Source organism: Cellulomonas biazotea, from assembly GCF_004306155.1.
In the GTDB taxonomy this organism is placed as follows: domain Bacteria; phylum Actinomycetota; class Actinomycetes; order Actinomycetales; family Cellulomonadaceae; genus Cellulomonas; species Cellulomonas biazotea.
In genome coordinates this window covers 1-12905 of the sequence record NZ_BIMR01000257.1, presented here as the reverse complement: position 1 = coordinate 12905, position 12905 = coordinate 1, and the positions used below count along the sequence as shown (strand labels likewise).

Genomic DNA, 12905 nt, shown 5'->3' with positions numbered 1-12905 from the left:
GGCGCGTACTCCGCGGCCCTGCGCCTCGCGGCCCGCACGGGAGCCCGCCTCGCGTGGGTGCCCCGTCGCGTCGGTGAGCGCGCGGGCGTCGAGGTCGGGCTCCTGCCGGGCCTGCTGCCCGGCGGCCGTCCGGTCGCCGACTCCGCGGCGCGCGTCGACATCGCGGCCGTGTGGGGCGTCGAGCACCTGCCGACCGAGCCGGGCCGCTCGACGGGCGAGATCCTCGCCGCCGCGCGCGCCGGCCTGCTCGGCGGCCTCGTCGTCGGCGGTCTCGAGCCCGCGGACCTGCCGGACCCCGCGATCGCGCGCGAGGCGCTCGACCGCGTCCCGTTCCTCGTGTCGCTCGAGGTGCGCCGCTCGGAGGTGACCGACCGGGCGGACGTCGTGCTGCCGGTCGCACCGCCGGTCGAGAAGCCCGGCACGTTCGTCACCTGGGAGGGTCGCCCGCGGCCGTTCCAGCAGGCGCTCACGTCGCACGCGCTGCCCGACCACCGCGTCCTGGACCGGCTCGCCGACGCGCTCGGCGCGGAGCTGGGCACCGGCTCGCTGTCGGCCGTGCACGCCGAGCTCGACCAGCTCGGCGGCTGGGACGGCGCCCGTGTGGACGCCCCCGACGTCGCCCCGGCGGAGCCGCCCGCGGTCGCCGAGGGCACCGCGGTCCTCGCCACGTGGCACCAGCTGCTCGACGCCGGCCGCCTGCAGAGCGGCGAGCCGTTCCTCGCCGGGACCGCGAAGCGACCCGTCGCCCGCGTCTCCGCGGGCACGGCCGCCTCGGTCGGCCTCGCGGACGGCGGCGCGCTCGCCGTCTCCACGGACGCCGGCACGATCGTCCTGCCGGTCGTCGTCACCGACATGCCGGACCTCGTCGTCTGGCTGCCGACCAACGCGCCCGGCAGCGCCGTGCGTGACGCGCTGCACGCCGACGCGGGCGACCTGGTGCGGATCGCCGCCGCGCCGGGCGACCTCACCGTCGAGGGCGCCGCATCCGGGAAGATGGCCGGCGGTCACGACGAGGAGGTCGGCGCATGAACCTGCTGTTCGCGGTGGACGGACCCGTCGCACCGGTCACGGCCGACTTCAGCAACGACAACTTCTGGATCTGGCTGCTCAAGGCCGTCGCGATCATCGTCTTCCTGCTGACGAGCGTCCTGTTCGCGATCTGGTTCGAGCGCAAGGTCGTCGCCCGCATGCAGGTGCGGCCAGGCCCGAACGTGCACGGCCCGTTCGGGCTGCTGCAGTCGCTCGCCGACGCGATGAAGCTCCTGTTCAAGGAGGACGTCACCGTCAAGGCGGCCGACAAGCTCGTCTACATCGTCGCGCCGATGATCGCGGTGTTCTGCTCGCTGCTGACGTTCGCGGTCATCCCGTTCGGGCCGTCCGTGAGCATGTTCGGCATCGTCACGCCGCTGCAGCTCACCGACTTCCCCGTCGCGGTGCTGTACATCCTCGCGTGCGCGTCGGTCGGCGTGTACGGCATCGTCCTCGGCGGCTGGTCGTCCGGCTCGACGTACCCGCTGCTCGGTGCGGTCCGCTCGACCGCGCAGGTCATCTCCTACGAGCTCGCGATGGGCCTGTCGCTGGTCAGCGTCTTCATCCTCGCGGGGTCGATGTCGACCTCGCAGATCGTCGACTCCCAGACGCAGGTCTGGTGGTTCCTGCCGCTGCTGCCCGCGTTCGTGCTCTACGTCGTGTCGATGGTCGGCGAGACCAACCGCCTGCCGTTCGACCTGCCCGAGGCCGAGGGCGAGCTCGTGTCGGGCTACATGACCGAGTACTCGTCGATGAAGTTCGCGTGGTTCTTCCTCGCGGAGTACATCAACATGCTCAACGTCTCCGCGGTCGCGACGACGCTGTTCCTCGGGGGCTGGCGCGCGCCGTTCATCCCGGCGGACAGCTTCCTGCAGCAGGGCTGGTGGCCCGTGCTGTGGTTCCTCGTCAAGCTCTGGGCGCTCATGTTCGTGTTCGTCTGGATCCGCGGCTCCGTCCTGCGGTTCCGGTACGACCAGTTCATGAAGCTCGGCTGGAAGGTGCTCATCCCCGCGGCGCTCGTGTGGGTCGTGTGCGTCGCGGTCGTGCAGGGCGTCCGCCAGTTCTCCGGCCTCGAGCTGCGGACGCTGCTGTTCGTCCTCGCCGGTGTCGTCCTGCTGGGGCTCGTGATCTCGTTCCTCGTCCCGGAACGCAAGAAGGCGGTCGAGCCGCCCGAGCCACCCGGCGAGTTCGACCCGTTCGCGGGCGGCTACCCCGTCCCGCCGCTGCCCGGCCAGGTCCTCCCGCCGTCGCCGCGCAAGCAGCGTGCCGCCGCGCAGGCCGCGGCCACCCCCGACGTCCCCCAGGTCACGCAGGAGGTGCACGGTGGCTGACCAGCGCAAGCCCACCGGCCAGCCCGCCTCGGGCAAGCCCGCCGGCGGCAAGCCCGCCGCCGGGAAGCCCGCCGGTGGCAAGCCCGCCGCCGGAGCGGCGTCCCAGCCCGGTCGCACGGTCGCCCCGCGCCCGCGCGCCGGGGAGGTCGCGACGCCCGAGCCCGACGGCTACCGCTCGCTCATCGAGCCCCGCACGGGCCTGTCCGAGGTCCTCGCCCCCGTCGGCGGCTTCGGCGTCACGCTGTCGAACATGTTCCGGCCGACGGTCACCGAGCAGTACCCGTCGGAGAAGGTCCCGGCCAAGCCGCGGTACCACGGCCGCCACCAGCTCAACCGCTACGCGGACGGCCTGGAGAAGTGCATCGGCTGCGAGCTGTGCGCGTGGGCGTGCCCCGCGGACGCGATCTACGTCGAGGGCGCCGACAACACCCCGGACGCGCAGTTCAGCCCGGGGGAGCGGTACGGCCGCGTCTACCAGATCAACTACCTGCGCTGCATCTTCTGCGGCCTGTGCATCGAGGCGTGCCCGACGCGCGCGCTCACGATGACCAACGAGTACGAGCTCGCCGGCCCGACCCGCGCCGGGATGATCTGGGAGAAGCAGGACCTGCTCGCGCCGCTGCGCGAGGGGATGCTCGCCGCCCCGCACCCGATGGTCGAGGGCACGAGCGACACCGAGTACTACCAGGGCAAGGTCACCGGCTCGACGGACGCCCAGCGCGCCTGGGTCGCCGAGCAGCGCCCGCAGGACCCGACGCTGCCCGGCGGTGACGGCCTGGAGGCCGCCAACGTGCCCGGCCCGACCGCCGCCGCGCAGGCCGAGCTCGCCGCTGCCGCGACGAAGCAGGGCTCGCGGTGAGCGCGCTGCTCGGGCACGCCCTCGCGGCGGCCCCGCTCGCCGCGCCCCTGCCCGCGTCGCTGACGACGGACGGCATGGCGACGACCGCCGAGGCCGTCCTGTTCTGGGTGCTCGCGCCGATCATGGTGCTCGCCGCGCTGTCGCTGCTGTTCGCCCGCAAGGCCGTGCACGCGGCCCTGGCCGTCGTCCTCGTGATGATCAGCCTGGCGTTCCTATACGTCGCGCAGGACGCGGTGTTCCTCGGTGTCGTGCAGGTCGTCGTCTACACCGGCGCGGTCATGATGCTGTTCCTCTTCGTGCTCATGCTCGTCGGGGTCGACGCGTCCGACTCGCTCGTCGAGACCATCCGCGGGCAGCGCTGGATCGGCGTGCTCGCCGGTCTGGGCCTGGGCGTCGTGCTGGCCGGCGTCGTCGGTCGCGCGACCTACGGCCCGGCCCGCGGGCTCGCGGAGGCCAACGAGGCGTCGAACCCCGTCGCGATCGCGCACGTCGTCTTCGGCGAGTACGTCCTCGCGTTCGAGGTCGTGGGCGCGCTCCTGGTGACCGCGGCGCTCGGTGCGCTCGTCTACACGCACCGCACGCGGCTCACGCCGCGCGTCGGGCAGAAGGAGCGGGCGGACGCCCGCGTCGCGGCCGGCGCGCACCCCGTGTCTCTGCCCGCGCCCGGCGTCTACGCCCGGCACAACGCGATGGACGTGCCCGCCCTGGACCCCCAGGGGCGGCCCATCGAGGACTCGGTCCCGCGCGTGCTGCGGGTCCGCGGGCAGGAGGCCGACGCCGCCGAGTTCGCCGCCCGCATCGAGCGCGTCCTGTCGGGCCGCGCGGCCGACGACCGGCTCGTGCCCGGGCCCTCGACCGGCGACGGCCCCACGCCGCCGCCCGCCGCGGACCCGGACGGCGCACGCGTCGGGGTGCCCGACGTCGACGCCGCCGTGAGCGACACCGGCCAGGACGGACCGTCGACCGGACCCCGCGGGGTCGCCGGACAGGAGGACCGGGCGTGAGCCTCACCCACTACCTCGTGCTCGCCGCGATCCTCTTCGCGATCGGTGCCACGACCGTCCTGCTGCGGCGCAACGCGATCATCGTGTTCATGGGCGTCGAGCTCATGCTCAACGCGACGAACCTGCTGCTCGTGACGTTCTCGCGGATCCACGGCGCGCTCACCGGCCAGGTGCTGGCGTTCTTCGTCATGGTCGTCGCGGCCGCGGAGGTCGTCGTCGGCCTCGCGATCATCGTCGCCATCTTCCGTACCCGGCGCTCGGCCTCGGTCGACGACGTGAACCTGCTCAAGAGCTGAGGGGCGGACCGTGCACACCCTGACCACCCTGGCTGCGACGCTGCCCGGCGCCCTGCCGGTCGCGCTGCCGGCCGCGCTGCCCGCCGAGACGGTGCAGCCGGTCGTCGAGACGGTGCGCTCCGGCGTCCTGCTCGTCGCACCGCTGCTCGTGGGCCTGCCGCTGCTGTCCGCGGCCGTCCTGCTGCTGCTCGGCCGCCGCACCGACAAGTGGGGCCACTGGCTCGGCGTCCTGGCCTCCGCGGGCGCGTTCGTCGTCGCCGCCGTGACGTTCGTCGCGATGCTGGGCCGGCCCGCCGACCAGCGCACCGTCGTCGTCGACTTCGGTCGCTGGATCGACGCGGGGGCGTTCAGCGTCGACGCCGGCATCCGGCTCGACCCGCTGTCGCTCACGTTCGTGCTGCTCGTGACGTTCGTCGGCACGCTCATCCACATCTACTCCGTGGCGTACATGGAGCACGACGCGGACCGCCGCCGGTTCTTCGCGTACCTCAACCTGTTCGTCGCGGCGATGCTCGTGCTCGTCCTCGGCGACAGCTACCTGCTGCTGTTCTTCGGCTGGGAGGGCGTCGGTCTCGCGTCGTACCTGCTCATCGGCTTCTGGAACCACCGGACGCCGTACGCGGTCGCCGCGAAGAAGGCGTTCGTCGCGAACCGCGTCGGCGACCTGGGCCTGCTCATCGCGATGGGCATCATGGTCGCCCAGTTCGGCTCGGTCGACTTCGGGGTCGTCCTCGGCGGCGCGGGCGAGCTCAGCGAGGGCGCCGCGACGGCGATGGGCCTCATGCTGCTGCTCGCCGCGTGCGGCAAGTCGGCGCAGTTCCCGCTGCAGTCCTGGCTCGGCGACGCGATGGCAGGCCCGACGCCGGTGTCCGCGCTCATCCACGCGGCCACGATGGTCACCGCGGGCGTCTACCTCATCGTGCGCAGCGGCGCGGTCTTCGACGCGGCGCCCACGGCGCAGCTCGTCGTCGTCATCGTCGGCGCGGTCACGCTCCTGTTCGGGGCGATCGTCGGCTGCGCGAAGGACGACATCAAGAAGGCGCTCGCCGCGTCGACGATGTCGCAGATCGGCTACATGGTGCTCGCCGCGGGCCTCGGGCCCGTCGGGTACGCGTTCGCGATCTTCCACCTGGTCACGCACGGCTTCTTCAAGGCCGGCATGTTCCTCGGCGCCGGGTCGGTCATGCACGGCATGGACGACCAGGTCGACATGCGCCGGTTCGGCGGGCTCGCGCGGTACATGACGATCACCTGGCTGACGTTCATGGCCGGCTGGCTCGCGATCCTCGGCATCCCGCCGTTCTCGGGCTTCTACAGCAAGGACAAGATCATCGAGGCCGCCTTCGTGCCGGTCGACGGCCAGGAGTGGCACGCCTGGGTGTTCGGCACCGTGGCCCTCGTCGGCGCGGGGATCACCGCGTTCTACATGTCCCGGCTGTTCTTCATGACGTTCGAGGGCGAGCGCCGCTGGGCGCCCAAGGCGGACGGCTCCGCGCAGCACCCGCACGAGGCGCCGCGGCTCATGACCTGGCCGATGATCATCCTCGCGGTCGGCTCCGTCGGCCTCGGCTTCTTCCTCAACGCGGGCGGCCGGTTCGTCACCTGGCTCGAGCCCGTCACGGGACACGTCGAGCACGAGGAGCCGGTGCTGCCCGTCTGGTCGCTCATCGCGCTCACGCTCGCGGTCGTCGTCGCGGGCGTCGTGCTCGCGTGGCGCCGGTACGCCGTCTCGACCGTCCCGGTCGTCCCGCCGCTCGGTACCGCGCTGACGCGCGCGGCCCGCGTGGACCTCTACCAGGACGCCGTGAACGACGCCGTGCTCGTCGAGCCCGGCCAGCACCTGACCCGGTCGCTCGTGTACGCGGACCGCACGGTCGTGGACGGCGCCGTCACCGGCGTCGGCCGCACCACGGTCGGGCTGGGCGAGCTCGCCCGGCGCATCCAGACCGGGTACGTCCGCTCCTACGCCGCGACGACCGTGATCGGCCTGGTCGTGCTCGTCGTCGCCGTCCTGGTCACCCAGAGCTGAGGGAGAGCCCCCACCGATGTCGACCTCCTTCCCCTGGCTGACCGCGCTGCTCGTGCTGCCCCTGCTCGGGGCGGTGGCCCTGTGGGCGCTGCCCGCGGGCTGGCGCGGCCGCACGCGCGCCGTGGCCCTCGGCTTCGCCCTCGCCGAGCTGCTGCTCGCCGTCGGCGCGCTCCTCGCGTTCGACACCGCCGACGCGGCGACGTTCCAGCTCCTCGAGACGCACCGCTGGATCCCCGCGCTCGGGGTGTCCTACGCGCTCGGCGTCGACGGTGTCGGCCTCGCGCTGATCCTCATGTCGGTCCTGCTCGTCCCGCTCGTCGTCCTGGCGGCGTGGCGCGAGCAGGGCTCGACCGGGGCGCCGACGGACCGCCTGCGCCAGTACCTGGCTCTCGTCCTGCTGCTCGAGGCGTTCATCGTCGCGGTCTTCGCGGCGCGCGACGTCTTCCTGTTCTACGTCGTCTTCGAGGCGATGCTCATCCCCGTCTACTTCATGATCGGGATGTTCGGCGGGGAGCAGCGGCGCTACGCGGCCGTGAAGTTCCTGCTGTTCTCGCTGGCCGGCGGGCTCATCATGCTGGTCGGCGTCATCGCGCTGTACCTCAACGGCCCCGGCGGCCCCGAGGGCTTCCTCACCGCCAACCTCACCGGCGTCGCGCTCGACCCGACGCTCGAGAAGTGGCTGTTCGTCGCGTTCTTCATCGCGTTCGCCATCAAGGCGCCGATGTTCCCGGTGCACACCTGGCTGCCGGACGCCGCGCAGCAGGCGCCCGCCGGCACGTCGACGCTGCTCGTGGGCGTCCTCGACAAGGTCGGCACGTTCGGGATGCTCACGCTGTGCCTGCCGCTGTTCCCCGCGGCGTCGCGGTGGGCCGCGCCCGTCGTCATCGTGCTGGCCCTCGTGTCGATCCTCTACGGCGCGCTCCTCGCGATCGGCCAGAAGGACCTCATGCGGCTCGTCGCGTACACCTCGGTGTCGCACTTCGGGTTCATCGTCCTGGGCATCTTCGCGTTCTCCGCGACGTCCATCGCGGGCTCGTCGTTCTACATGGTCAACCACGGCCTCTCGACCGGCGGGCTGTTCCTGCTCGTCGGGTTCCTCGCCGCACGGCGCGGGTCGCAGCAGATCGCCGACTTCGGCGGCCTGCAGAAGGTCGTGCCGGTGCTCGCCGGGACGTTCCTCGTCATCGGCCTCTCGGCGCTGTCGCTGCCCGGCCTGTCGACGTTCGTCAGCGAGTTCCTCGTCATCGTCGGCACGTTCACGCGCCACCCGGCCGCGGCGGTCGTCGCGAGCCTCGGCGTGGTCCTCGCCGCGATCTACGTGCTCTGGACCTACCAGCGGGTCTTCACCGGACCGGTCCGCGACGAGCTCGCGGGCACGCCCGACCTCGTCGCGCGCGAGCGGTGGGTCGTCGGCCCGCTCATCGCCGTCATGCTCGTCCTCGGCTTCGTCCCCGGCCCGGCGCTCGACCTCGTGCGGCCGCCCGCGGAGGTCAGCGTCCAGCAGGTCGGCGTCGAGCCGGTCGTGCCCCTCGCGGGCGCCCACGAAGGGAACGACAAGTGAACGAGTTCACCGCGCCGGACGTCCCCTGGTCGCTCCTGAGCCCGGCGCTCATCGTCCTGCTCGCCGCCGTCGTGGGCGTGCTCGTCGAGGCGTTCGTGCCCGCGCGGGTGCGGCGGACCGTGCAGGTGTCGCTCGCGCTCGGCGCGACCGCCGCCTCGCTCGTCGCCGTCGCCGCCCTCTGGCAGGGCGTCGCGGAGGACGGCGGCACCGCGGTCCTCGGCGGCTCGCTCGTCGTCGACGGCCCGACGCTCGTGCTGCAGGGCACGATCGCGCTGCTCGCGCTCCTGTCGATCCTCGTCGTCGCCGACCGCACCGACACCGGGGAGGACGCGTTCGCGCCGTCCGCCGCGGCCGTCCCGAGCTCCGACTACGAGGAGCTCGCGCGCCGCCGCGGGCTGCAGCAGACCGAGGTGTACCCGCTGCTGCTGTTCGCCGTCGGCGGCATGCTGATCTTCCCCGCGGCCGGGGACCTGCTGACGCTGTTCGTCGCCCTCGAGGTCCTGTCCCTGCCGCTGTACCTGCTGACGGGCATGGCCCGCCGGCGCCGCCTGCTGTCGCAGGAGGCGTCGATGAAGTACTTCCTGCTCGGCGCGTTCGCGTCCGCCCTCATGCTCTTCGGCATCGGGCTGATCTACGGGTACAGCGGCTCGCTGCGCTACTCCGAGATCGCCGAGCAGACGCTCCAGGTCTCCGGCGCGGACAGCCTGCTCCTGGTGGGCGCCGTGCTCGTGCTCACGGGCCTGCTGTTCAAGGTCGGCGCCGTGCCGTTCCACACCTGGACGCCCGACGTCTACCAGGGTGCGCCGACGCCGATCACGGGGTTCATGGCCGCCTGCACCAAGGTCGCCGCGTTCGGTGCGCTGCTGCGCCTCGTCTACGTCGTCCTGCCGGAGCTCGAGTGGGACCTGTCGGTCGTGCTCTGGGCCGTCGCGATCGCGACCATGGTGCTGGGCACCGTCGCGGCGCTCGTGCAGACCGACATCAAGCGCGTCCTCGCGTACTCCTCGATCGCGCACGCCGGGTTCATCCTCACGGGCGTCATCGCGCTCGACGAGTCCGCCATCACCGCGGTGCTGTTCTACCTGCTGGTGTACGGCGCGGCGACCGTCGGCGCGTTCGGCATCGTGTGGCTCGTGCGCGAGCGCGCCGCGGGCACCGACGACGAGCCTGGACCGGTGCTCGGCGAGGCGACGCGGCTGTCGCAGTGGGCGGGCCTCGGCCGCAGCCACCCCGTCCTCGCGGCGACCTTCGCGCTGTTCCTGCTGTCGTTCGCGGGCATCCCGCTCACCGCCGGCTTTATCGGCAAGTTCGCGGTCTTCTCCGCCGCCGTCGAGGGCGGCGCGTGGCCGCTCGCCCTGGTCGGCGTCCTGTCGTCCGCCGCGGCCGCGTTCTTCTACGTCCGCATCATCGTGCTCATGTACTTCGGCGGCGCCACGGGCGACGCGTCCGACGACACGGCCGACACCGACGGCCACGCCGGCCAGCCGGCCCCGGCCGTCGTCGCGACCGACGCGGCCGTCCCCGCCGACGTGCCCGCCCCCGTCGCGGGCGCCACGGCGACGCTCGTCGAGGCCCGCCCGGCCACGACGACCACCGTCGTCGGCAGCGAGGGCTTCGCCGTCGTCGCGATCGCCGTCTGCGCCGTCGCCACCGTGCTCCTCGGCGTCGTGCCCTCGCCCGTCCTCGACCTCATCGGCGACGTCGCCCAGCTGCTGCCGTGACGCGCCCGCCCCGGGGATGTCGGTGGCATCCCCGGGGGGAAGATAGGTTCGTGCCGTGACTTCGACGACCGCCATCTCGCTCGCGGACCCCGCACTGAACGAGCGGCTCACCGCGCGCATGGCCCTCGTCGAGGAGCGGCTGCGCGACGCCGTGTCCCACGCCGACCAGCTCGCCGACGACGCGTCCCGGCACCTCGTCAACGCCGGCGGCAAGCGGCTGCGCCCCCTGCTCACGCTCCTCACCGCGGAGCTCGGCGACGGTGCGCGCCGCGAAGTCGTCGACGCCGCGACGGTCGTCGAGCTCACGCACCTCGCGACGCTGTACCACGACGACGTCATGGACTCCGCGCCGCTGCGCCGCGGTGCGCCCAGCGCGCACGAGGTCTGGGGCAACTCCGTCGCGATCCTCACCGGCGACCTGCTGTTCGCGCGCGCGTCCGCGACCGTCGCCGGGCTCGGCCCCGACGCCGTCCGCATCCAGGCGGCGACCTTCGAGCGCCTGTGCCTCGGCCAGCTCCACGAGACCGTCGGCCCCCGCCCGGGCGAGGACCCCGTCGCGCACTACCTGCAGGTGCTGGCCGACAAGACCGCGTCGCTCGTCGCCACGTCCGCGCGGTTCGGCGCGATGTTCGCGGGCTGCCGCCCCGACGTCGTGCGCACCGTCACGGGGTTCGGGGAGAAGATCGGCGTCGCGTTCCAGCTCGCCGACGACGTCATCGACCTCACGTCCGACGGCGCCGTGACGGGCAAGACCCCCGGCACGGACCTGCGCGAGGGCGTCCCGACCATGCCCGCGCTGCTGCTCCGCGAGCGGGCCGCGGGTCCCGACGGCACCGCCGCCGACCGCGAGCTCGTCGCCGTGCTCGACGGCGACCTCACCGAGGACGACGCGCTCGCCGCGGCCGTCGCCGCGCTGCGGACCCACCCCGTCGTCGAGGAGACGCGTCAGCGGGCCGTCGCGCTCGCCCGCGACGCCGTCGAGGAGCTCGCCCCCGTGCCCGCCGGGCCCGTGCGGGACGCACTCGTCGCGTTCGCGGACGCCCTGGTCGACCGCGCGTCCTGAGCGGCCCGGCCGGTGCCGTCGACGTCGGCCGGACGTCGGCCCTCGCGCACGCGCCGCGGCCCGCACGGGGCGTGACCGCCCGCCCGAGCGGGCGACTTCGCAGCCCCGCCGCGGTCACCTGCGGGTCGACGGTACGGATGTCTGGCACCATGGCCGCGCGCTGACCCGCCCGAGGTCGCGACGGAGGGCCCCGTGAGCACGACGACCACCCCACCCGCCTGCCCGACCTGCGGGACGGCGACGGCCCCCGGTGCGCCGTCGTGCCGGGCGTGCGGCACCGCCCTCGCGCCGTCACCGGCCCCGCGCGGCGCAGCGGCCGTCGCCCCGGGCTCGGTGGCGCCCGTCGGGCGCCGGTTCGCCGCCTACCTCGTCGACGGCGCCCTCGTCACGGTCGTCTACCTCGCGGCGGCGCTCCCCGCGCTCGCCTCGGCCGGCACAGCGGGCAGCACCGCGAACCCGTCCGCGGGCGGGGCGCTCGCCGTCGGCCTGCTGCCGCTCGCCCTCGTCACCGTCGTGGGCGTCGCGCAGTGGGTCGCGGAGGCCGTCACGGGCGCGACCGCGGGCGGCGCGCTGCTCGGGATCCGCACGGTCGCCGTGCGTACCGGCCTGCCCGCGGGGCTGCTCGCGATCCTGCTGCGCAACCTCGTCGTCGCGGCGGGGGCCATCGCGTGCTTCGTCGGTCAGGTCGTCGTCGTCGTGTCCGGCGCCTGGGACCGCGAGCCCGCGCAGCGGGGCTGGCACGACAAGGCGGCCGGGACGCTCGTGCTGCGCGCCGGTGCAGCGCGGGAGCGGACGTCCGGCAAGGGCGCGTCGCCGGCGTCGTGGGACGCGGCGGTCGAGCGCGCCGTCGGCCGGGACGCCGCGTCGCCTGCTGCCGGACGTGTCGCCGCAGGGTCTGCCGCCGGGCGTGCGGTGGCCACGGGACCGGGTGTCGAGCCGGACGGCGCCCGCGGGCCTGTCGCCGGTCAGGGCGCCTCCGGTGCGACCGCGGACCTCGGGTCGGGTCCGGTGGCCGCCGGAGCACCGTGGTCCGTCGCCGCCGCGGGCCTGTCCGGGGGACCCGTCGGCCCGGTGCCGATCGCACCGGTGCCGATCGCGAACGTCCCCGTGGGGAACCGCCCGGCCGCCGAGGCGCTGCTCGCGCACGACACGCCCGCCGACGCGCTGCTCGCGCACGACCCGGCAGCCGACGCGCGGCTGGTGCACGACCAGGCCGCCGACCCGTCGCTCCAGCGTGACCCGGAGGCCTCGGCGCCGTCCGCGGAGGCGGACGCGCTCGACACGCCGCTCCGGGGCGGACGGACGAGCGGCGCCCGCTGGGACGCCGCGCCCGGGTCCGCCGTCGGCGACCCGTTCGCCGCCCTCCCGGTGACGGGCGTGCCGATGGCCCCGCCGCCCGTCCCTCCCCGGCTGGCCGACGAGGAGCCGGCCGACGCCCCCGACGCCCCGCCCGCGGTCGGCACGCCGATCGCCGTGGTCCCCGTCGCCGGGCTCCCGGTCTCGGCGGCGCCCGTCGCGGCGCCTCCCGTCGCCGACGTGTCGTCCTTCGCGGGCCCGCAGGCCGACGCGCCGCCGGCGCCGGCGCCTGCCGCTGCCGCGCCGATCGCCGTGGTGCCCGTGGCGAGCGCGCCGAACCTGGTCAAGCCCGCGGTCAAGCCGCTCGTCACCGAGGTCCCGTCCGCGCCGATGCCGGTGGCTGAGCCCCTCGCGGCCGACCCGCCGACCGCGGCGGTGCCGATGGTGAAGCCGCTCGTCACCGACGCCCCGGCCTCCCCGCAGCTCGCACGCACCGGCATCGCGCACCCGCCCCCTGCCGACGTCATCACGCAGGTCCCGGGGGTCCCGGCCGGCGGTCCGACGACCGCACCGGAGCCGACGGGGCCCGTCTCGCTCGTCGCGCTCCCGCCGCGAGGCGCCGAGCCTGCGCCGACGGGCGACGCGACCGCCGCCGACGGCACGACGGGCCGCCCGGCCGACCCTCTCGGCGACCTCGCGCACACGCGGCTGCGCCC

9 protein-coding genes and 1 pseudogene are annotated in these 12905 nt (G+C 74.4%); all 10 read left to right on the top strand.

The features are described 5' to 3' along the window. Positions 1-1029 (top strand): annotated as a pseudogene (locus CBZ_RS15680) (molybdopterin-dependent oxidoreductase); the annotation flags it as partial. Further along, positions 1026-2360 carry an NADH-quinone oxidoreductase subunit NuoH gene (gene nuoH, locus CBZ_RS15675; RefSeq protein WP_130782435.1) on the top strand — a complete coding sequence of 445 codons (1335 nt, stop codon included), beginning with the start codon at positions 1026-1028 and terminating at the stop codon, positions 2358-2360. The pseudogene CBZ_RS15680 and the gene nuoH, both read left to right, overlap by 4 nt. Further along, positions 2353-3219, top strand: coding sequence for an NADH-quinone oxidoreductase subunit NuoI (gene nuoI, locus CBZ_RS15670; RefSeq protein WP_130782434.1), 867 nt, complete (start codon positions 2353-2355; stop codon positions 3217-3219). Before nuoH ends, nuoI begins: the two co-directional genes overlap by 8 nt. Positions 3220-3293: 74 nt before the next feature. Continuing rightward, positions 3294-4223, top strand: coding sequence for an NADH-quinone oxidoreductase subunit J (locus CBZ_RS15665; protein ID WP_130782436.1), 930 nt, complete (start codon positions 3294-3296; stop codon positions 4221-4223). Next, positions 4220-4519, top strand: a complete 300-nt coding sequence (nuoK, locus tag CBZ_RS15660; protein ID WP_130782433.1) for an NADH-quinone oxidoreductase subunit NuoK — start codon at positions 4220-4222, stop codon at positions 4517-4519. The genes CBZ_RS15665 and nuoK overlap by 4 nt, the downstream gene beginning before the upstream one ends. A gap of 10 nt (positions 4520-4529) precedes the next feature. Next, positions 4530-6548, top strand: a complete 2019-nt coding sequence (nuoL, locus tag CBZ_RS15655; RefSeq protein ID WP_130782432.1) for an NADH-quinone oxidoreductase subunit L — start codon at positions 4530-4532, stop codon at positions 6546-6548. A 16-nt stretch (positions 6549-6564) separates the two neighbouring features. Next, on the top strand, positions 6565-8109 hold the full coding sequence (locus CBZ_RS15650; protein ID WP_130782431.1) for an NADH-quinone oxidoreductase subunit M: 1545 nt from the start codon (positions 6565-6567) through the stop codon (positions 8107-8109). Continuing rightward, a complete protein-coding gene (gene nuoN, locus CBZ_RS15645) occupies positions 8106-9830 on the top strand; it encodes an NADH-quinone oxidoreductase subunit NuoN (protein ID WP_130782430.1) in 1725 nt (574 codons plus the stop codon). The genes CBZ_RS15650 and nuoN overlap by 4 nt, the downstream gene beginning before the upstream one ends. 55 nt (positions 9831-9885) lie before the next feature. Then, on the top strand, positions 9886-10893 hold the full coding sequence (locus tag CBZ_RS15640; protein WP_130782429.1) for a polyprenyl synthetase family protein: 1008 nt from the start codon (positions 9886-9888) through the stop codon (positions 10891-10893). A 192-nt stretch (positions 10894-11085) separates the two neighbouring features. Then, positions 11086-12905 (top strand): RDD family protein (locus CBZ_RS15635; RefSeq protein ID WP_130782428.1); only part of this gene is annotated, 1820 nt, incomplete at its 3' end.

What these genes read in the sequence shown, in the direction of transcription:
- nuoH (WP_130782435.1), top strand. Translation starts at nt 1,026, where the DNA reads ATGAACCTGCTGTTCGCGGTGGACGGACCCGTCGCACCGGTCACGGCC.
- CBZ_RS15665 (WP_130782436.1), top strand. Translation starts at nt 3,294, where the DNA reads ATGGCGACGACCGCCGAGGCCGTCCTGTTCTGGGTGCTCGCGCCGATC.
- CBZ_RS15650 (WP_130782431.1), top strand. Translation starts at nt 6,565, where the DNA reads ATGTCGACCTCCTTCCCCTGGCTGACCGCGCTGCTCGTGCTGCCCCTG.